This is a genomic window from Burkholderia sp. AU45251, assembly GCF_030482905.1.
GTDB classification, from domain to species: domain Bacteria; phylum Pseudomonadota; class Gammaproteobacteria; order Burkholderiales; family Burkholderiaceae; genus Burkholderia; species Burkholderia aenigmatica.
This window is the reverse complement of record NZ_JAUJQH010000044.1, coordinates 16,920-37,229: the sequence shown is the minus strand read 5'-3', so window position 1 is coordinate 37,229 and position 20,310 is coordinate 16,920. Positions and strand designations below refer to the sequence as shown.

Sequence of the window (20,310 nt, the reverse complement as noted above, 5' to 3'; positions counted from 1 at the left end):
AACAAAAAAGTGCCGGTGTCAAGTCTTTCGCGCAAATCACGCAGGGCTTGAAACCGTATATGGGACAGTAGGTTAGCTCTTTTCGGGGCCGCTTTGCAGAACCGCGGCTTCGTCGGCTAGGAGCCACATAAGAGCGTCGGGAGAGAAAGCCGCATCGCACCGTGTCGTGCTGGATTGCCGAGGAACGGCGGGCCTGTCGCGTCATCATAGCCCAAGAGGCTTGGCGGCATCCAGAATGAAGAACGCGCAGCCGGTGGCTGCGCGTTCGATGGATGCCGTTGGTATGTGACGCCATCATGTCGGCTTCGATGGCGCGCTCCGGGTCGCCGTGCCCTTCCTGAATCCCCGATCCCCCGCCATGAACGCCTCCAGCATGTGCGGGATCAATTTCTCTGCATCGACCGCCTCGCCATACGCCTGCGCGTGCAGCGAGGCGTAGCGGTCGAGGTCGGCTTTCAGGCTTGCCGGGCAGGCGAAGGTCAGCTTGACACTCTCGGTCTTGGGCAGAGGCCCGAGCCGCAGCTTCTTGGTCGTGGTCATTGCGAAGCTCCCCGGTTAAAGAACAGGGGCTGGTACGGCCGCAGCACCAGATCCCGGTTGACGATGATCCGCACCGGCAACCCTGGCCGCGCCGTCAGTGTCGGCTGGATGTTCATGTTGCGGCGGGTGATCTCCTGGCCGACCTGGTTGATGCTGTCTTGCGCGCTATCGCGCCCGGCGATCACGATGCGGTTGCCATCCTGGCGATTCTCCGGCGCGGCCAGCTCGGCGCCTACGCCCAGCAGCGTCGTCAGCACCGCGCCCGAGACGATGCGCTTCCAATGCCAGTCCACGTCGTCCTCCAGGCCGGCGTAGCCCGCTGAATCGGTGCCCACAAGGTTGTCGAGCGTCAGCGATGAGGTATCCGGCAGGATGACCCGGTTCCACACTATCTGCACGCGGCTCTGCCCATAGCTGACCTGGCTGTTGTACTTGCCCAGGATGCGCGAGCCCTGCGGGATCAGCAGGAACTTGCCCGTGGCCGTGTCATAGACCGGCTCCGTGACAGTGGCGATCACGTCGCCCGGCAAGTCCGACTTCATGCCAGTCACCAGCGCGCCCGCGATCACGGTTCCGGCCATCACCTGATAGGGCGACGCCGGCAGCGCCAGATTGCCGGAATTGCGGGTTTCCGTAGAGCCGGCTTTCAGGAACGCCTCTTTCTGGTCTTGCCGGTTCTGTACGGCGGTCGGGTCGGCAGGCTGCGTCGCCACCGATGCCGGCCCGGCCGCGAGTGGGTCGAAGGCCGCGAGCGCGCTTGCACCACCAGGCGCACCCGGTGTCGCCTGCGCCACGGTCGCGGCGGCTTGGCCTTGGCCGCCCGAGCGGAAGAACACCGACGAAGCCGCAGCGGCTTCCGCCTCTTTGCGCAAGGCATCGTTGGGGTCGTGGCCGGGGGCCGCGTAAGCGGCCACGGCCGGCTGCTGCGAGTTCACGATGGCAGGGCCGAGGTCGCCCGGCAGCGGCGGCCCCAGCTCGGGCACCTTCGGCGGCAGCTTCGAGTAGTCGGCCGGCAGACCGTCCAGCCCTTCGGACTTCGAGACGCGATCGACGTTGTATAGCTCGGTCTGTTCGCCTGCGCTGCGCCGCTGCGGTTGCAGCGACCAGATCGTGGCCCCGAGCACGGCGACCGACAGGCCGCCGACAAGGACGGCCAGCGTGCGCCGGTTCAGGCGCGTGACCGGACGCGGCTGGGCGCGCAGCGTCACCGACTCGGGCGCGACCTTGCCCGCCTGTGGCGTGTCGAGGTCGGGGGTGTCGTCCTGGCTCATGGTCAGTCCCTCCGCGCCACGCCGTCCGTGCGCTCGATTCGCACCACGTCGCCCTTGTCACCGCCCAAGCGCAGTTCGGCCGCGCCGAACAGCCGATCCACGATGTAGTACGGCGAGCGGAAGCGGTAGTTCACCAGTTGCCCATCGCCCTGCGCACCGATGACAAAAAGCGGCGGCAGCTCGCCTTGCGCGATGCCGGCGGGGAACTGGATATAGACCTTCTGCCCGTCGTCGAAGGCGCGCAACGGCTTCCACGGCGGATTGCTGCCGCTGATCGCGTAGCGGAAGCGCAGGTTCTCCAGCGACAAGCCGGAGTCCACCGGCGCAGCGGCGCTAGCGGCCTGTGCCTGGCGCTGCAAGGCCAGCATCCGGTCGCGCGGGTACTCCCAGGACACCGATGCCATCCACGTCTTTTCCGTCGAAGCCAGCTCCAGCAGGTACGTCCTGCGGCTGGTGGTGATGACGAGATTGGTCTTGAGGCCCGAGCGAATCGGCTTGACCAGCACGTTCACGCGCAGATCGGCACCGCTGCCGCTGGACGTGTCGCCCACGATCCAGCGCACGGTATCGCCGGCGGCCACCGTCACCAGTTCCTCGCCCGGCTGGAGCGAAACGACGGTCACGCGGCCCACGGCCGCATAGACCTGATACAGCGCGCCATCGGTGAAGGGCCACACCTGAATCGCGTTGACGTAGCCCTCGCGCGTGGGCGCGACGCGGGCCTCGGCATTGGCGCGCGAGACGCGCACCGTCTCGTCGGCCGGCTCCGGCGTGGGCTTGGCGTCCTCGGCTTCGGGCAATGGCTTCAACTGCGCCGGCATCGGCAGCACCTCGGGCACGGCCACCACCTCCACCGGCGCGGGCGGTTCGGGCAGCGGCTGGGCCTGCACCGGCTCATCGAGCGAGATGGTCGGCGGTGGCTTGCCCTGCGTGGCGCAGCCCGCCAGGGCAAGCAAGATCACCGGCAAGGCGGATTTACGGAAAAGATCATTCATGGCTTGGCTCCTTCGGAAGAATCCAGTTCGCGGCTCCACGACAGGCCGTTGACGTAGATGCCCAGGGGGTTCTTGCGCAGGCGTTCTTCGGTGCGCGGCGGCTGGAGCACGATGGACACCACGGCCGTCCACCGCTCCAAGCCCGCCGCGGCGCCGTTGACGTAGCGGCGTTCCGTCCAGCGCACGTTGAAAGACGTGTCGCTGGCGCGCACGACGCTGGTGATCTGCACCGTCACCGACTCCTTGCCGATGCGCGCGAACGGGTCGTTGACCCGTGCGTAGTCGTTGAGCACGGCCGCGCCCTTGTCGGTCGTGTAGTCGTAGGCGTCCAGCCAGTTCTGGCGGACGACGATGGGGTCGATGGACAGCGAGCGCACCAGCGTCACGAAGCGCGCGATGTGGTGCGCGGTCTGCGCATCGTTGGGCCGGTATGGCGTGGCGGCTTCGCCCACGGCGCGTACCTGGCCCGTGTTGTCCACCTCCACGACGTAGGGCGTCACGATGGATTGCGCCGAGCGCCACACCAAGCCGCCGGCCATCAGCAGTGCAAGCGTCAGGCAGCCGAAGGCCATCAGGCGCCAGTTCTTCGCCTGGACGCGCGGCGAGCCGATGCGCTTGTCCCACACCTGGCCGGCAGCTTGGTACGGCGTGGCAGGCTGCGGCGTGTCGGCGTAGCGCACCTGCGGTTTCTTGAATCGCATGGTCAGTTCTCCTTATGAATCGGAATCGCGCAGGCTCGGCCCCTGGCCGGAGCCGCCGCCATCGCCACCGCGCAGCGCGTGGGCGGTGGTGGTCGCGGCGTGGGTGAGTTGCTGGCGGCGATGCAGGCGCTTGGCCCAAGCGGGCTGTTCCTGTGTCTGCGCCGTAGCGGCGCCGGATGCGGCCTCGCCTGCGGCACCCTGACCGGATGCCGCACCCGCGCCGCCATCGGCAGCAGCGCCATTCCAGCCAGCGCGGAAGGGAGCGGCCATGCGTTGCCCGGCAGCGGAAGCGCGGGATGCAGCACCTCGCCCGGCTGCCTGCGCGCCGGTCTTGGCGACGTTGCCCAGGCCCGCCATCGCGCCCTTTGCGCCGCCGCCAGCGGCGGCGGAACCGGCCTGGAACGCCGACTTCGCACTGCTGGCCGCCGACGTGGCGGCGCGCGCACCGCTACCGGCCAGCTTGGCGGCAGCCGGGGCCATGCGCGCACCAGCAGCCACGGCGCCACCCACGCCCGTCGCGGCGGCGCCGATGGCGACGGCCGTGCCGGCAGCGCCGACAGCAGCACCGGCCATTGCGCCAGCGCCGAGCTGCGGCGCACCGGAGACGAGGCCCGTGGCGATGCCAGGGCCGAAAATCCCGAGCGCCAGCAAGGTGAGCGAGGCCAGCATGATGACCAGCGCGTGGTCAATAGACGGCTCGGCGGGATGGACTTGGAACTGAGCGAACAAGCCCGAGCCGATACCGACGATCACGGCCAGCACCAGAACCTTGACGCCGGAGGCCACCACGTTGCCCAAGACCTTTTCGGCGAGGAACGCGGTCTTGTTCCAGAGCGCGAATGGCACCAGCACGAATCCGGCGAGCGTGGTCAGCTTGAACTCGATCAGCGTGATGAACAGTTGGATCGCCAGCACGAAGAAGCACAAGACCACGACCAGCCACGCGAGGAACATCACCACGATGGGGTCGAGGTTCACGAACACTTCGGGAAAGCCCGCCATCTCGCCGATCTGCTCCAGAATCGGCGCCCCGGCGTCGATGCCGGTTTTCGCCAGCCGGCCCGGCTGCAAGAAGTTCTCCATCGTGATGGCCGAGCCGGTGGCGGTGATGCCCAATCCCGCAAACGAGCGGAACACGATGCTGGCCAGCCAGTTGAAGTTATTGATGATGTAGGCGAAGGCACCGACGTAGAGCACCTTGCGCAGCAGCTTGGCGATCACGTCCTCGCCCTGGCCGGTGGCGTGGCTCATGGCCCAATACAGGCCGGCGATCGTCATGTCGATGACGATCAGCGTGGCCGTGAGGAACGCCACTTCGCCCCGCAGCAGCCCGAAACCCGAGTCGATATAAGCGGCAAAGGTGTTGAGGAACTGGTCGATGATGGTCACGTCATTCATGGCGTGTCCTCCGGTTCGGCGGGATCGGCCGGCGCCATGCCATCGGCCGGCTCCTCGAAGCTCGGCGGGATCGGCGGCAGGTCGGCCAGCGTCTGGTATTCATCCGGCCCGGCCTGGCCGGAGAAGAAACGCCGCCGGAAGGCTTCGGCGGCGGCGCGGCAAGCGTCCTCGCCCGTGGCCTGCCGGTCGGCCGCGCATTGCGCGCGCAATGCCTTCAGCCGCACGGGATCGGCGGCCAAGGCATCGGCAAGGTCGTCGGCCGGCTGCTCGCCGCAAGCGGCCAGCAGCGCGACACACAGGACGAGGACGCATCGCATGGCGGCCTCCCGTCAGTTGCCGTAGAAGTTCACGGACTGCGGCGTGTACGGCGTGCCGTCGCCGAGGAAGCGCCGCCGCACCTCGCGGGCGCGCTCCGTGGCTGCCGCCTGCCGCGCCAGCTCCAGCGATGCCGCCCGGTCTTGCGTGATCTGGAGTCGCTGCGACTGGATCGACTGCTTGGCCTGCAAGGCCAGCAATTGATTCATGGCCTGCATCGCCTGCAACGCACCTTCGGCCGACTGGCTCTTGCCCACAAGATCGGCCAGCACGCTTTCGTCTTCGCCCAGGTTCTGCGACACCTGCGCCTGCATCTGCATGGTGGTCTGCAAGCCGTTGAGCGTGTTCCGCCAACGCTCCTGCGCGTCGCGGTACATCTGGTCGCCGCTGACGGTGGCGGCGTACTGCTCGGGATACAGGCGCGCGAACTCCCGATCCAGATTCGTCACGTCGTAGGCCAAGCCCCTGGCCTGGGCGATCAGCCGCTCGGTGGTCGCCAGATTGGCGCGCAACTGGTTCACCACGCTGGACGGCAGGCTGGCGAGGTTGCGCGCCTGGTTCATCAGCATCTGCGCTTCGTTCTGAAGCTGCTGGATTTGGTTGTTGATCTGCTCCAGCGTGCGGATCGCGGTCAGCGTGTTCTGCACGAGGTTCGTGGGATCGACCACGACCCATTGCGCATGGGCGGTGGCGGTGCAAAGCATGGCCGCGATGGCGGCGGCAATAAGACGCTTTTTCATGGCAGGTTCTCCAGGGGTTGGTCAGCGAGGGAACCCGGCGCGAGGCCGGGGAACGAGGGCAGCAGGTCGGCCGCCCAATCGAGGCCGCGGTGGCGAAGCCAGGCACCCGCGAAACCGGGCACGCCGGCGTCCAGCAGCACGCGGTCTATGTCGCGCTGGTCTTGCGGCGTGGAAGCGCCCGCGAAGGCCAGCGCCGCCGGCCCCAGGTCGAGGTCGAACAGGCGGTTGCCGAGGCGGGATTGGTAGTAGTAGTCGCGCTTGGGCTGCGCGGTGGCGACGATTTCGATCTGCCGCCTGTTGAGGCCGAAGCCCTCGTAGATCGTGCGAATCTGCGGCTCGGTCGCCTGCGGGTTGGGCAAGAAAATCCGACTCGCGCAGCTTTCGATGATCGCGGGTGCGATGCTCGAATCCTTGATGTCGGCAAGGCTCTGCGTGGCGAATATGACGCTGACGTTCTTCTTGCGCAGTGTCTTGAGCCACTGGCGGATACGCGCGGCAAACACCGGGTCATCGAGGAACAGCCATGCTTCGTCGAGGATCAGCAGCGTGGGCGCCCCGTCGAAGCGTTCATCAAAACGCGCAAAGAGGTAATGCAGCACGGCCATGACGGCGGCCTTGCTGTGCATCAGCTCCTCCATCTCGAAGCACTGCACGTCGGCCGTGCCCAGCCGGTCGTGGTCGGCGTCCAGCAGCTTGCCGTGGGCACCGCCGAGCACATAAGGCGACAGCGCCTGCCGCAGCGTGTTCGATTGCAACAGCACGGAAAGCCCCGTCATCGTGCGCTGCTCCACCGGCGCCCCGGCGAGACTTCCCAGCGCCGACCAGATAGCCGCCTTCTCGTCGGGGCCGACCGCCACGCCTTCGTGCAGCAAGCGGCCTTCGATCCATTCGGCGGCCCAGGTGCGGTAGCCCTCGCGGTCGATGCGTGCCAGTGGCTGGAAGGCGATTTCGCCATCCGTGCCCAGGTCGTAGTGCTCGCCGCCCAGGCCCAGGATCGTGGCCCGCATCGAGCGGCCCATGTCGAAGGCGAAGATGCGCGAACCGCGATAGCGGCGGAACTGCATCGCCAGCGTGGCGAGCAGAACCGACTTGCCCATGCCGGTCGGGCCAGCCACCAGCGTATGCCCCACATCGCCGATGTGCGTCACCAGCCGGAACGGCGTCGCGCCCTCGGTGCGCGTGACGATCAGCGGCGGGCCGTCGAGGTGGTCGTTCTTCTCCGGCCCTGCCCACACCGCCGACACCGGCATCAGGTGCGCAAGATTCAGCGTCGAGACGATGGGCTGGCGCACGTTGGCGTAGGCGTTGCCCGGAATGGACGACAGCCACGCATCCACGGCGTTGAGCGCTTCGGGAATGGTCACGAAGCCCCGGCCCTGGATGACGCGCTCCACCATGCGCAGCTTCTCGTCCGCCACGGCGGCGTCCTCGTCCATGACGGTGACGGTCGCCGTCAGGTAGCCGAAGGCGACTTGATCGCTGCCCAACTCCTGCAAGGCAGCGTCCGCATCGGCGGCCTTGTTGTTGGCGTCGGTATCGACCAGCGGGCTTTCCTGCTGGAAGATCGTTTCGCGCAGCAGCGCGATGACGTTCTTGCGCTTGGCGAACCACTGGCGGCGCAGGCGGGAAAGTTCTTTCTCCGCCTCGGCTTTGTCGAGGCAGAGAAAGCGCGTGCTCCAGCGGTACGCAAAGCCAAGGCGGTTGAGGTCATCCAGAATCCCCGGCCAGGTCGAGGTCGGGAAACCTCGCACCGACACCACGCGCAGGTGCTGGTTGCCCAGCATGGGCGCCAGGCCACCGACCAGCGGCGAGTCGGTCAGCAGCGCGTCGATGTGGAACGGCACTTCGGGCACGCCCACGCGATAGCGCCGCGTCGAGATGGTCGCGTGCAGGTAGGTCAGCGTCTGGCTGTCATCGAGCCAGGCGATCTCCGGCATCACGCCGTCGAGCAGGTCAAAGACGCGATCCGTTTCCGCGACGAAGGCTTGCAGCCGCTCGCGCCAGTCCACGCCGGTCGTCGGCGTGTTCTCGTAGAGCATCTTGGCTGCACGGGCGCGGGATTCTTCCGGCGGCAGGTAAAGCAGCGTCAGGTGATAGCCGCTCTCGAAGTGATTGCCCGATTCCTCGAAGGCGGCCCGGCGTTCTTCCTCCACCAGCCACGAAAGCGGCTCGGGAAACTCCGAGCGCGGATAGTCGGCGGCGGCGCGGCGCTCGGCCTCGATGAACAGCGCCCAGCCCGATCCCATGCGACGCAGCGCGTTGTTCAACCGCGCCGACGTGGCGATTAGCTCGCCTTGCGTCGCGCTGTCGAGGTCAGGCCCGCGAAACCGGGCCGTGCGCTGGAAACTGCCGTCCTTGTTCAAGACGACGCCCGGTGCGACCAGCCCGGCCCAGGGCAGCCAGTCGGCAAGCAAGGCCGGGCGCTGGCGGTATTCGGCGAGGTTCAGCATCGCGGCGTCCTCCCCTCACACGTCCAGCAGCGGGCGGTGCTTGATGTGCCGGGCGAAGACCTGCATGAACTGCGGATCGACGCGCGCGCCCCATACCGCCAGCGAATGGCCGACAACCCAGAGCACCACGCCCGGAATCCACAGTTGCAGGCCCAGGCCGACAGCGGCGGCCAGCGTGCCGTTGGCGATCGCAACGGTGCGCGGCGCACCGCCAAGCAGAATCGGCTCGGTCAGCGAGCGATGCAGCGGCACCTCGAAGCCGTCCGCGAAGGTGTCCGGGGCACTCATACGACGGCCCCGCCGGAGAAGCTGAAGAACGACAGGAAGAAGCTCGAAGCTGCGAAGGCGATGGACAGACCGAAGACGATCTGGATCAGCTTGCGGAAGCCGCCGGACGTGTCGCCGAAGGCGAGCGCGAGGCCCGTGGCGATGATGATGATGACCGCGACGATGCGCGCCACCGGCCCCTGGATGGATTCGAGGATGGATTGCAGCGGGCCTTCCCACGGCATCGAGGAACCGGCGGCCTGCGCGGTTCCGGCCAGGAACAGCAGTAGCGCGGCCAGCAGCAGCCCTTGCCCCGCAGGGCGGGCCAGGCAGCGCAGCCGCGCAAGACGCAAAGCCGGATTTGCAGAAATACGGAAAGCAGGAATGGTCATCTGCGTCATGGCAGTTCTCCAAGTGAGTCAGGGGATGGGGAAGTCGCCGCAGCGGGTGCGGCATCGGGAAGTGGCGGCAGCTCGGGAAACGGCGTTTCCAGTGCATCCGCCAGTTGGTAGCCCACGCCGTCGAAGCCGACGACGCGGGCGATGTTCTCGATGCGGCGTTTGCGCCCGCGCCCGGCGATGTGGATCACCACGTTGACCGCCTCGGCGATCAGCGCACGGGGCGGATTCACCGCCACTTCGAGAATCAGTTGCTCCAGGCGCAGCAGCGCGCCGAGCGCGGAGCCGGCATGGATCGTGGCGATGCCGCCGGGGTGGCCCGTGCCCCACACCTTGATGAGATCCAGCGCCTCGGCACCGCGCACCTCGCCGACGACGACGCGATCAGGGCGCAGGCGCATGGACGAGCGCACCAGTTCGGTCATCGACACCACGCCTGCGCGCGTGCGCAGGGGAACGTGGTCGCGGGCCGCGCATTGCAGCTCCACCGTGTCTTCGAGCACCAGCACGCGGTCGCCTGTGGCGGCAATCTCGGCCAGCAGCGCATTGGCGAGTGTGGTCTTACCGCTGCTGGTGGCGCCGGCGATCAGGACGTTCTGCCGCTCGCGCACGGCGCGAACGAGAAAGCCCGCCTGCGCGCTGGTCATCATCCCGTCGATGACGTACCGCTCCAGCGGAATCACGCCGATGGCGCGTTTGCGCAGCGCGAAGGCCGGCCCCGGCGCTGCCGGAGGCAAGATGCCCTCGAAGCGTTCGCCGGTTTCGGGCAACTCGGCGGACAGCAGCGGCTGGCCGCGATGGACTTCCGCGCCGACGTGGGCGGCGACCAGGCGGATGATTCGCTCGCCGTCCGCCTCGGGCAGTTCCACGCCCATCGGCGCGCGCCCGCTGGAAAGCCGATCTACCCAAAGGGTGCGATCGGGATTCAGCATCACCTCCACCACGTCCGGGTCTTCGAGCGCAGCGGCGATCAGTGGCCCCATCGCCGTGCGCAGCATCTGGATGCGGCGGTCGAGCGACGTGGCACTCATGGACTGCGGAACGGCGCTCATGACGCACGCTCCTGCGCTTGCGCGGCTGCCGCCGCGTCTTCCATCCGCATCGGATCGGGATGCAGTTCCTCCACCACGTCGCGCACCAAGCTCCGGCCCCGCAGCAGGTGGCGACCAAGCTGCTCGGTGAACTGCTCGAAACGCGCCTTGCCCTGGGCGCGGGCGGCGTCTTGGTGCGCCTCGGGAACTGGCGTGCTGACCGTGAGGTAGTAGCGGATGAACAGCGCCAGCGTTTCGATGGCGATGTTCTGGTCGCGCTCCATGCGCTCGGCTTGGCGCGACAGGCGATCAAGCCGCTTGGCAATGGCCGCCTCGCGCTGGTCGGCCGCGTCCGGCGACAGCCAGGACGCCAGCGCCGCCGCGACGATGCTGGACTTCGAGACGCCTTTCTTGGCGGCCAGCTCGTCCAGGCGCTTGGCGTGCTCGGGATGGATAAAGAGGTTCAGGCGGTATCGGCTCATAGCTGGATTCCGTCATCGGGATTGAGGGAAGCCAGCCGCGCCACGCGCTGCATGGCGGGGTCGAGCTGGCCGGGAAGAACCGGCGGCAGGTCGTCGTCATCGAGCAGCGACAAGTCGCTGGCCGGGTGTTCAGGCTCGGGGCTGTAGGCGACGGCCTCGGACAGTTCGGGCTGGCGGCGCGGGCCGCCGTCATCGGTGCCGCCCAGGCCATCGGCGGATGCGGCAGCCGATGCGGCGGGCACGGCCGGAATCGCCAACTCGGTCCAGTCGTCGGCGCGAGCCGGCGGCGCATCGGCGTAGCGCCCGACCGCGAGCACGGGCGCCGGCAACACGCGCTGCTGGAAATTGGTGTCGAGGTAGTAGCGCAGCTTCCTGGCCTTGATCGGCGCCACGCTGGACACCATCACCACCGCCTCGTCGGGCGGTAGCTGCATCACTTCGCCAGGGGTCAACAGCGGCCGCGCCGTCTCCTGGCGCGACACCATCAGGTGCCCGAGCCACGGCGCGAGCCGGTGGCCGGCGTAGTTGCGCTGCGCGCGCAGCTCGGTGGCGGTGCCCAGCGTCTCGGAGATGCGCTTGGCGGTGCGTTCGTCGTTGGTGGCGAACGTCACCCGCACATGGCAGTTGTCCAGAATCGAATGGTTCTGGCCGTAGGCTTTGTCGATCTGGTTGAGCGACTGCGCGATCAGGAAGCTGCGGATGCCGTAGCCGGCCATGAAGGCAAGCGCCGTCTCGAAGAAGTCGAGCCGGCCCAGCGCTGGGAACTCGTCGAGCATCAACAGCAACTTGTGGCGGCGCTCGATGCCGTCGGAACCGTCGAGCGATTCGGTCAGCCGCCGCCCGATCTGATTGAGGATCAACCGAATCAGCGGCTTGGTGCGGCTGATGTCCGAAGGCGGCACCACCAGATACAGCGACACAGGATGCTCGGCGGCGATGAGATCGGCGATGCGCCAGTCGCAGCGCGAGGTGACTTCGGCCACCGTCGGGTCGCGGTACAGGCCGAGGAAGGACATGGCGGTGGAGAGCACGCCAGAGCGCTCGTTGTCCGCCTTGTTGAGCACTTCGCGCGCAGCGGAGGCGACGACGGGATGCGGCGCATCGCCCAGGTGCTTCGTCGTCATCATCCGGTGCAGGGTCAGCTCGAACGGGCACGCCGGGTCGGACAGACAATTGGCGACGCCGCGCAGCGTCTTGTCCTCGCCCGCATAGAGCACATGCAGGATGGCGCCGACTAGCAGTGCGTGGCTGGTCTTCTCCCAATGGTTGCGCTTCTCCAGCGCACCTTCGGGATCGACCAGAATGTCGGCGATGTTCTGCACGTCGCGCACCTCATGCGCGCCGCGCCGCACTTCCAGCAGCGGGTTGTAGCCGGCCGACTGCGCATCGGTCGGGTTGAACAGCAGGCAGTGCGAGAAGCGCGAGCGCCAGCCGGCGGTGATCTGCCAGTTCTCGCCCTTGATGTCGTGGATGACGGCCGATGCGGGCCAGCTCAACAAGGTCGGCACGACCAGCCCGACCCCTTTGCCCGAGCGCGTGGGTGCGAAGGCCAGAACGTGCTCCGGGCCTTCGTGGCGCAGGTACTGCCGTTCATGCTGGCCGAGAAAGACACCGACGGGCCGGGTCAGTCCCGCCTTGTGGATGTCACGGGCATCGGCCCAGCGGGCCGAGCCGTAAGTCGTAACCCGGCGCGCCTGGCGCGAGCGCCAGATGGACATGCCGATGGCGACCAGCACGGCGACAAGACCGCTGCCGCCAGCGATGGCGCCGCCGATGTCGAAGACCTCCGGCGCATAAGCGCCGAAGAAGAACCACCACTCGAACAGTTTCCAGGGGTGATAGACCGGCGTGCCGAAGAAGTCGAACCAGGGCGAGCCAAGGCGTAGTTGGTAGCCCAGGGCGGCGGCTGTCCATTGTGTGGCGCTCCACACACCGGCGATCACGATGCCGAATACGACGGCGATCTGCCCGAACAGTACGTTCGTCCCTTGCATGACCTGGCCTCCGACTTCTCCTGCGCTGATTCCCCATGAAAAAGCGGCACTTGGGCGTGCCTGTCATGCGAGGATCGGTGCCGGGCCAGTGCCGGTCAAAGACCGTTATCGGAACCAAGGTGATGCAAAAAGCATCGTTTCAAGCGGGGGCGAACACGACAAAAACGCCGCCAGCGCGGGCGCGCTGCGGCGTGTCGGCAAAGAAAAGCGGATTTTGTGGCGAGCGGCCGACGAATCAGAACGGCGGCGGTGTCTCCGGCGGCGTATAGGGCACGTTGCCGTCACCGAAGAAGCGCCGATTCGTCGCTTCGGCCACGCGGTTGCACAACACGTCGCCCAGTCGCGGCCGATCGGTCCTGCACTGCTCGCGCAGCTCCCTCAATCGTTCGGGGTCGGCGGCCAGTTCCTCCACGGTCGGCACGTCGGCTTCCGTGGTTGCCTCCTGCCTGGGTGCCTCCGATTGGCCGCAGGCGGCCAGCGCCGCGACCAGCAATAACGGGATGAGTTGTTTCATGGCTCGATGTCCTCCAGATCAGGTTCGGACGGCGGCACAGGTCTGACGCCTTCGGGCGATTCGATGGCCTGCACCCGCTCGATGAATCGGGCCAGGACTTCCGAGCCCTCCGCCTCCCGGTGCAGCAGATACGTCGTCAGCATCGGCGAACGCCCCGCCAATGGCCGCGCCACCACACCGGGTTCGCGGCTGGAAACGATGTGCGGGGCACCCGCCAAGCCAAGGGCAAAGCCTGCCGACACCAGTGCCATCATCAGGTCGCAGGAGGCGACGCGCTCGGCGATCATGGGTTCCTGTTCCGCTCGCCGTAGCACCCGCTCGACCTGGCGGGCATGGCCTTCGCAGACCTGTGGATCGCACAGCACCAGCGGATAGCGCAACACTTCGTCCAACGGTATACGTTTGTGTTTGAGCAATGGGTGCCGTGCGGGAACAGCGACCATCAGAGGATCGCTCCAGACTGGCCGGGCGACCAACGCATCACCAACTTCGTCTGATTGAGAAAAACCCACGTCATACAGGTCGTCGTGCAACCCCTTGATCTGCTGCGATAGAGGCACTTCAGACAACCGGATTTCGACCTCGGGTTCCTCCTGCCGGCAAAGCGCCAGCAATGTCGGCAAGCGCGAAGGCGTGATGCCATCGGACAGTGCGATGCGCAGCTGACCGTGAAAGCCATTGGCCGCTGCCTTCACGCTGTCGCGGGCCTGCTGCAAGGCAGTGAAGATGCGCGGGACGTGTTCCAGAAACAGCTTGCCCGCCCGCGTCAGCTGCGTGCTGCGGCTGGTACGAACGAACAACTGCTCGCCCAGGTCTTCTTCCAGTTCCTTGATGGTGCGCGACAGCGGCGACTGCTCGATGTGCAGCCGCTCGGCCGCACGCGCAAAGTGCAGTTCCTCCGCTACGGCCAAAAAGCAACGCAGATGCCGCAGTTCCATGCGCCAGCTATCCGCTATCGGTATACGGGATGGCGACGGCATACTTCCATCACCTGATCCCGCACCCGGTCACGCACTGCGATCAGCTCCTTGCTACCTGCTCCCAGGGCATCCAGCACGTCACACAACCAGCCTGCCAGTAGTTCACACTCGGCCACGCCAAAGCCCCGCGTCGTTACGGCCGGTGTACCGATCCGTATGCCAGAGGTCACGAACGGTGAACGCGGATCATTGGGCACGGAATTCTTATTGGCGGTGATGTAGGCATCGGCCAGTGCGGCATCCGCCTCCTTACCGGTGTAGGGCTTGGCGGACAGGTCGATCAGCATCAGGTGGTTGTCGGTGCCGCCGGAGACGATTCGGTGACCACGCTGCTGGATGACCGCAGCCATCGCCCGCGCATTGGTCACGACCTGCTTCTGGTAGCTCTTGAACTCAGGCGTCAAGGCTTCCTTGAAGGCCACCGCCTTGGCGGCGATCACGTGCATCAGCGGGCCGCCCTGGATGCCAGGGAACACGGCAGAATTGAGCTTCTTGTAAAAATCCTCGTCCTGCCCCTTGGACAGGATGATGCCGCCGCGCGGGCCACGCAGGGTCTTGTGGGTGGTGCTGGTCACGACATGGGCATGAGGCAGCGGGTTCGGATATTCGCCAGCGGCAACCAGGCCGGCGACGTGAGCCATGTCGACCCAGAAGATCGCGCCCACCTTGTCGGCGATGGCACGCATTCGCGCCCAGTCCTTGTGGCGCGAATATGCGGAAAAGCCACCGATCAAAATCCTGGGTCGAGTCTCCAGTGCGATCCGTTCCATCTCGTCGTAGTCGATCAGGCCGGTCTCGGGGTCAAGCCCATAGGGCACGATCTTGTAGTGTCGGCCCGAGAAGTTCGATGGATTGCCATGGGTCAGGTGGCCGCCCTGCGCCAGGTTCATGCCCATCACCGTGTCGCCGGGATTGGCCAGAGCCAGGTACACGGCGGCGTTGGCCTGGGCGCCGGCATGGGGCTGGACGTTGGCGTAGTCGCAATCGAACAGCGCCTTGATCCGTTCGATCGCCAGGCGCTCGGCCACGTCCACATGCTCGCAGCCACTGTAGTAGCGCTTGCCGGGATAGCCTTCTGCATACTTATTGGTGAATACCGAGTTCTGGATCGCCATCACCAGCGGGCTGGCGTAGTTCTCCGAAGCGATCAACTCCACGTGGTCTTTCTGGCGGCGTTCTTCGTGCTGAACGGCCTGAGCCAGCTCGGGGTCGAAATCGGTGAGGGTCAGCGAAGTGTCGTACATGGAATTCGTCCTAGGTGTTGGAATGCTTGGGGTTTGGGATTGGGTCTTGTTCCGGCACGTCTTTGTCCAGTTCCCGGCGCACATCGCGGATCAGGTCGCTGGCCGCGGCCAGCGCTTCGGCCGCCGGTTTGCCGGCCAGGCTCTCGATCAGCCAGGAGCCGATCACCACGGCGTCGGCGACCTGGGCAACCGCCCGGGCGGTGCTGGCATCGCGGATACCGAACCCGACCCCGACAGGGATGCGCACATGACGGCGGATGCGGGTCAGCGTGTCACGCACGCTTGCCATGTCGAGTGTGGTAGCGCCGGTAACGCCCTTGATGGACACGCAATAGACGTAGCCACCGGCCCGCTTGGCGACCTGGCGGATGCGCTGCTCGGTAGAGGTTTGCGCAAGCAGGAAGATCAGATCGAGGCCGTGCTGACGTAGCTGCGCCGCGAGGTCAGCAGATACTTCGGGCGGGTAATCGACAACCAGTACGCCATCCACTCCGGCTTTGGCTGCGTCCTTGGCGAAGGCGCCCGGCTGACGTAACAGGTCATAGCGTTCGATGGGGTTGGCATAGCCCATCAGCACCACCGGGGTCTCAGTGTCCGATTCGCGGAAGCGCCGGACCTGGTCGAGCACCTGCGGCAGCCCGATGCCCTGGCGCAGGGCGTGCTCGCTGGCCGCCTGGATCGTGGGACCGTCTGCCGATGGATCAGAGAACGGCACGCCCAGTTCGATGACGTCGGCACCGGCCTCGACCAGCACGTGCATCAGCGCCGGGGTGATGTCCACGCCGGGGTAGCCCGCGGTGACATAGGGGATCAACGCCTTGCGCCCCTCTCGCCGCAGATGCCGGAAGGTGGGATCGAGCCGGGTCATGGCTTTCCTCCAGACGCGTCGGCCTGCGCCATGACCGTCTCCATGTCCTTGTCGCCCCGGCCGGACAGGTTGACCAGCAGGGCCTGCTCGTTGGGCAAGGTGGCCGCCAGCTTGATGGCATGGGCTACGGCGTGACTGGCTTCGAGCGCGGGAATGATGCCTTCCGTGCGGCTCAGTTGATGGAAGGCGTGCAGCGCCTCGTCGTCGGTTGCACCGACGTACTCGGCGCGGCCAATCTCCTTCAGCCAGGCGTGTTCCGGTCCGACGCCGGGGTAGTCCAGCCCGGCGCTGATGCTGTGGGTTTCCTGCACCTGTCCGTTGTCGTCCTGGAGGATGAGCGAGCGGCTACCATGCAGGACACCGGGACTGCCGCACTGAAGCGATGCGGCATGCCGGCCCGTGTCCAGTCCCAGGCCCGCCGCCTCGACACCGATCAGGCGCACGCTCTCGTGTTCAATGTACGGATGGAAGATGCCGATGGCGTTGCTGCCGCCACCCACGCAAGCAATCACCGCATCGGGGTGCTCCTTCGCCATGCCCAGGCGCTGGAACAGTGCCGGCATCTGGGTCAGGCACTCCTTGCCGATCACGGTCTGGAAGTCGCGCACCATCGTCGGATACGGGTGCATGCCCGCGACCGATCCGATCAGGTAGAAGGTGTCATCGACGTTGCTGACCCAATCGCGGATCGCGTCGTTCATCGCGTCCTTGAGCGTGCGGCTGCCGGAGGCGACAGGGATCACGGTTGCGCCGAGCAGCGCCATGCGCTGGACATTGGGGCGTTGCCGCTCGATGTCCTCGCTGCCCATGTAGATCACGCATTCCAGGCCGTAGCGCGCGCAGATCGTCGCAGTGGCCACGCCATGCTGGCCCGCGCCGGTCTCGGCGATGATGCGCCGCTTGCCCATGCGCCGCGCCAACATGGCCTGTCCGATCACGTTGTTGATCTTGTGGGCGCCGGTATGGTTGAGGTCTTCGCGTTTGAGCAAGATGCGGGCACCGCCCGTTTCCTCGCTCAGACGCCGGGCGTAGTAGATCGGCGAGGGACGGCCGACGTAATCGGCCAGTTCTTCCTCGTATTCGGCGATGAACGCGGGATCGTCGCGGTAGCGCTGCCAGGCGGCCACCAGCTCCTCGACTGCTTGCGCCAGGGTCTCGCTGATGAAGCTCCCGCCGAAGCGGCCGAAGAAGCCTTCCGTGTCGGGTTGCTGGTAGGTCGGGGTCACGGTCATGACGTCAGCTCCTGCTGGGTGGTACTGGGTGTCGGCGCTGCCCCATCCAGGGCACTCACCGACAGGAGCCGGGATACGCGGACCACGATGTCGTCGATCTGGGTTTCGTCGCAAATCAGCGGCGGCAGGAGCCGGATGGTGGTGTCGCGGGTCACGGTGATGAGAAGGCGTTGCTCGGCCAGTGCGCGGCCGACTAGCTCTTTGCAGGGCTGATTCATCTCGATACCGATCATCAGTCCTTGGCCCCGGATCGCAGTGACGTTCGGATGGCCACTCAATGCCTTGCGCAATCCCGTGAGCAGGCGCGTGCCGAGCACACCGGCGCGCTCGGGCAGCTTGTCGCGGGTCATGAGGTCGAGCACGGTGCAGCCCACCCGGCAGGCCAGCGGGTTGCCGCCGAAGGTCGAGCCGTGCTGCCCTGGAGAAAACAGATCGGCTGCCGCGCCGCGCGCCAGGCAGGCACCGATGGGAAAGCCGTTGCCCAGCGCCTTCGCCACCGTCATCACGTCTGGCGTGATGCCCGCATGCTGGTGACCGAACCAGGCACCCGTGCGGCCCATCCCTGCCTGAATTTCATCAAGCATCAACAGCCAGTCCTGCTGATCGCACAGCGCGCGCAGATCACGCAGGTAGTCGGCGCTGGCAACGCGGATACCGCCTTCGCCCTGTACCGGCTCGATGAGCACCGCCACGATGCCGGGCGCATTGGCCGCCATTTGGCGTACCGCTTCGATGTCGTCATAAGGCACGCGCAGAAAGCCGGGCAACAGCGGCTCGAAGCCCTGCTGTTTCGCGGGGTTGCCGGTGGCGGACAGCGTTGCGATGGTACGGCCATGAAAGCCGTTCTCCATCACCAGAATCTTCGGCTCGGCAACCTGCTTGCGATGGCCGTGCAGCCTTGCCAGCTTAAGCGCCGCTTCGTTGGCCTCAGCGCCTGAGTTGCAGAAGAAAGCCCTCTGCATGCTCGTCAGCGCACACAGACGCTCTCCCAACCGCTCCTGCCAATCGATGCGAAAGACATTGGACGTATGCAGTAGCATCCCGGCCTGTTCCGCGATGACGGCGGCTATCTCCGGGTGCGCATGCCCCAGGCTCGTCACTGCGACACCGGCAATGGCGTCCAGGTACTCCACGCCTTGTTCGTCCCAAAGTCGCGCGCCGCTTCCACGCACGAAGGACACAGGCTGGCGGGCATAGGCCCGCATCAAGTGGGAAGTGGCAGGTCGCATGGGGAAGTCCTCAAAGGTTTCAATTTGGATTCATCGCGTGAGAAGGTCAGTTCGCGGATGCGAATCCTTCCGTTGTTATCCTGGCTGCCGTCCATTGGCGGCAGTAGCAGCTCGGCGCATTGCGCCCGTTCGGTGTGTTGAACCGCCTGCACGACTCGGTGACATGCCTTCCGGGCGGCTGTCTCCAGACAGTCACCCTTGAGCCAGTGCGCGGTCAGGGTCGCGCAGAACAGATCGCCGGTGCCTTTGGGCGCAGCGTCGATGCGTGGGTGCGTGATCACATAGGCATGCGCGCGGTTCACCAGGGCGACCTGCATCTCTCCTGCCGCCCAGGTCTCGGGGGCGGCGCTGGTCACCGCAACCCATTGGGTACGACCGGTCAGTAAGGTCCGAGCAGCGGCCACCACGCCTTTCAGATCGTTGGTCACCATTCCCGTCAGGTGTGCCAGCTCGAAGCCGTTGGGGGTCAGTCCATCGGCCAGCGGCAGCAGGTCTTTGCGGTAGGAATCTGCCAGTTGGGGATCGACATAGATGCCGTGGTCGTGGTCCCCGATCACCGGGTCGATGACGATGCGCAGGCCAGCTTGTTGTGGCAGCAGCGCCTGCATCCAGTTCGCCAGGGCCTGTGCCTGTGCCGGATTGCCCAGGTAGCCCACCAGGATTGCGCGCAGGGCGTGCAGGGCGCCGCGTGCCGACAGATCCTGCAAGTAGCCGTCGAACCACTCTATGGGCAACGCCCCACCGTGCATCGTCGGGTAGTGCGGGATATTGCTCAATACCACGGTGGGCACCGCCGCCACCGACAGTCCCAGCGCCTCCAGTGTCGGAATGGCCGCGTTGTTTCCCACCCGGCCATAGACCACCTGCGACTGCACGGAGACGACATCCACCGATAGGGGGCGACTTGACGGGGATGAATCCTTGGTCATGAGCCCTCCGCCGCTACGGACTCGCACGCATCCAACCAGGCGTTGAATACCGCCTCGGCTGCCATTGGCAGCCGCGTTTGCAGTGACTGGGCCTCGCTGCGCAGTGTGCGGGGGTCGATACCGGCCTGTGACAACTCGCCAGCATGGCCGACCAGCCAGGACTCGATCTGTCGGGGGTCTGCTTCCAGGTGGCATTGCAGTGCCAGGACGTGGCAGCCGATGCTGAACGCCTGGTTGTCGCAGATCGCCGTGCCCGCCAACCGCGTGGCGTCGATGGGGATGTCAAAGCGGTCGCCGTGCCAATGCAGCACCGGTACACCGCCCAGCGCTGCCAGCGGGGATGCTTCCCCCTCCGGGGTCAGCGCCAGCGGCGAGAAGCCGATTTCCTTCACGCCCATGCCGGCGACGCCGGCTCCCAGCGCGCGGGCAATCAGTTGCGCACCCAAGCAGATGCCGAGCAACGGCTGGCGGCTTTCCAGCCGCTGGGCAATGATGGCCAGCTCGTCTTCGATGAAGGGGTAGATGCCCTCATCGCAGGCGCCAATGGGCCCGCCCAGCACCACCAGCAAATCAGCCCTCGCAGTGTCTGCGGCCCGCAGGTCGCCGGCAGCCGCATCCAGATAGCGCACGGTGTAGCCACGTGCCTGAAGCACCGGCTCCAGTGTGCCGAGGTCTTCAAAGTGAAGGTGCCGGATGGCGATGGCGGTCTTGTTCATGATGAAATTCCTTCGG

The 20,310-nt window shown here is 66.4% G+C and carries 21 protein-coding genes; all 21 read right to left on the bottom strand.

Annotated features, from left to right (window positions below; genetic code table 11):
• Positions 1–294: 294 nt before the first annotated feature.
• The 21 genes from QZM67_RS38375 to QZM67_RS38275 all read right to left on the bottom strand — a co-directional run bounded on the left by QZM67_RS38375 (position 295) and on the right by QZM67_RS38275 (position 20,294).
• Positions 295–540 (bottom strand): DUF2274 domain-containing protein, encoded by a 246-nt coding sequence (locus QZM67_RS38375; RefSeq protein ID WP_033990732.1) that lies wholly within the window; start codon positions 538–540, stop codon positions 295–297.
• Positions 537–1,811 carry a TrbI/VirB10 family protein gene (locus tag QZM67_RS38370; protein ID WP_033990734.1) on the bottom strand — a complete coding sequence of 425 codons (1,275 nt, stop codon included), beginning with the start codon at positions 1,809–1,811 and terminating at the stop codon, positions 537–539. The genes QZM67_RS38375 and QZM67_RS38370 overlap by 4 nt, the downstream gene beginning before the upstream one ends.
• A 2-nt stretch (positions 1,812–1,813) precedes the next feature.
• Positions 1,814–2,806 (bottom strand): P-type conjugative transfer protein TrbG, encoded by a 993-nt coding sequence (gene trbG, locus QZM67_RS38365; RefSeq protein WP_033990735.1) that lies wholly within the window; start codon positions 2,804–2,806, stop codon positions 1,814–1,816.
• Positions 2,803–3,507 (bottom strand): conjugal transfer protein TrbF, encoded by a 705-nt coding sequence (trbF, locus tag QZM67_RS38360; protein ID WP_033990737.1) that lies wholly within the window; start codon positions 3,505–3,507, stop codon positions 2,803–2,805. The genes trbG and trbF overlap by 4 nt, the downstream gene beginning before the upstream one ends.
• Before the next feature lie 12 nt (positions 3,508–3,519).
• The gene (gene trbL, locus QZM67_RS38355) at positions 3,520–4,905 is read right to left on the bottom strand and encodes a P-type conjugative transfer protein TrbL (protein ID WP_034011154.1); all 1,386 of its coding nucleotides are present in this window, start codon (positions 4,903–4,905) and stop codon (positions 3,520–3,522) included.
• A complete protein-coding gene (locus QZM67_RS38350; RefSeq protein ID WP_137884695.1) occupies positions 4,902–5,222 on the bottom strand; it encodes a hypothetical protein in 321 nt (106 codons plus the stop codon). The genes trbL and QZM67_RS38350 overlap by 4 nt, the downstream gene beginning before the upstream one ends.
• Positions 5,223–5,234: 12 nt before the next feature.
• Positions 5,235–5,960, bottom strand: a complete 726-nt coding sequence (gene trbJ, locus QZM67_RS38345; RefSeq protein ID WP_017677040.1) for a P-type conjugative transfer protein TrbJ — start codon at positions 5,958–5,960, stop codon at positions 5,235–5,237.
• Entirely contained in the window at positions 5,957–8,410 is a 2,454-nt protein-coding gene (gene trbE / locus QZM67_RS38340) for a conjugal transfer protein TrbE (RefSeq protein ID WP_137884696.1), read from the bottom strand. Before trbE ends, trbJ begins: the two co-directional genes overlap by 4 nt.
• A 15-nt stretch (positions 8,411–8,425) precedes the next feature.
• A complete protein-coding gene (locus QZM67_RS38335) occupies positions 8,426–8,698 on the bottom strand; it encodes a VirB3 family type IV secretion system protein (protein WP_023114195.1) in 273 nt (90 codons plus the stop codon).
• A complete protein-coding gene (locus QZM67_RS38330) occupies positions 8,695–9,078 on the bottom strand; it encodes a TrbC/VirB2 family protein (protein ID WP_023114194.1) in 384 nt (127 codons plus the stop codon). Before QZM67_RS38330 ends, QZM67_RS38335 begins: the two co-directional genes overlap by 4 nt.
• Positions 9,075–10,127 carry a P-type conjugative transfer ATPase TrbB gene (trbB, locus tag QZM67_RS38325; RefSeq protein WP_023114193.1) on the bottom strand — a complete coding sequence of 351 codons (1,053 nt, stop codon included), beginning with the start codon at positions 10,125–10,127 and terminating at the stop codon, positions 9,075–9,077. The genes QZM67_RS38330 and trbB overlap by 4 nt, the downstream gene beginning before the upstream one ends.
• Positions 10,124–10,588: a ribbon-helix-helix protein, CopG family gene (locus QZM67_RS38320; RefSeq protein ID WP_137884697.1), complete on the bottom strand. Its 465-nt coding sequence runs from the start codon at positions 10,586–10,588 to the stop codon at positions 10,124–10,126. Before QZM67_RS38320 ends, trbB begins: the two co-directional genes overlap by 4 nt.
• Complete coding sequence (locus QZM67_RS38315) at positions 10,585–12,582, bottom strand: conjugal transfer protein TraG (RefSeq protein ID WP_137884698.1); 1,998 nt, start codon at positions 12,580–12,582, stop codon at positions 10,585–10,587. Before QZM67_RS38315 ends, QZM67_RS38320 begins: the two co-directional genes overlap by 4 nt.
• Positions 12,583–12,817: 235 nt before the next feature.
• Positions 12,818–13,096, bottom strand: a complete 279-nt coding sequence (locus QZM67_RS38310; protein WP_124014571.1) for an EexN family lipoprotein — start codon at positions 13,094–13,096, stop codon at positions 12,818–12,820.
• Entirely contained in the window at positions 13,093–14,034 is a 942-nt protein-coding gene (locus QZM67_RS38305; RefSeq protein ID WP_124014572.1) for a LysR family transcriptional regulator, read from the bottom strand. Before QZM67_RS38305 ends, QZM67_RS38310 begins: the two co-directional genes overlap by 4 nt.
• 14 nt (positions 14,035–14,048) lie before the next feature.
• On the bottom strand, positions 14,049–15,320 hold the full coding sequence (gene glyA / locus QZM67_RS38300; protein WP_137884699.1) for a serine hydroxymethyltransferase: 1,272 nt from the start codon (positions 15,318–15,320) through the stop codon (positions 14,049–14,051).
• Between the two features lie 10 nt (positions 15,321–15,330).
• Positions 15,331–16,188, bottom strand: a complete 858-nt coding sequence (gene trpA, locus QZM67_RS38295; RefSeq protein ID WP_124014574.1) for a tryptophan synthase subunit alpha — start codon at positions 16,186–16,188, stop codon at positions 15,331–15,333.
• Positions 16,185–17,420, bottom strand: coding sequence for a tryptophan synthase subunit beta (trpB, locus tag QZM67_RS38290; RefSeq protein WP_124014575.1), 1,236 nt, complete (start codon positions 17,418–17,420; stop codon positions 16,185–16,187). Before trpB ends, trpA begins: the two co-directional genes overlap by 4 nt.
• Positions 17,417–18,649 carry an aspartate aminotransferase family protein gene (locus QZM67_RS38285; RefSeq protein ID WP_124014576.1) on the bottom strand — a complete coding sequence of 411 codons (1,233 nt, stop codon included), beginning with the start codon at positions 18,647–18,649 and terminating at the stop codon, positions 17,417–17,419. The genes trpB and QZM67_RS38285 overlap by 4 nt, the downstream gene beginning before the upstream one ends.
• The gene (pdxK, locus tag QZM67_RS38280) at positions 18,625–19,578 is read right to left on the bottom strand and encodes a pyridoxine/pyridoxal/pyridoxamine kinase (protein WP_137884700.1); all 954 of its coding nucleotides are present in this window, start codon (positions 19,576–19,578) and stop codon (positions 18,625–18,627) included. The genes QZM67_RS38285 and pdxK overlap by 25 nt, the downstream gene beginning before the upstream one ends.
• On the bottom strand, positions 19,575–20,294 hold the full coding sequence (locus QZM67_RS38275) for a glutamine amidotransferase (RefSeq protein WP_124014578.1): 720 nt from the start codon (positions 20,292–20,294) through the stop codon (positions 19,575–19,577). Before QZM67_RS38275 ends, pdxK begins: the two co-directional genes overlap by 4 nt.
• Between the last annotated feature and the right edge of the window lie 16 nt (positions 20,295–20,310).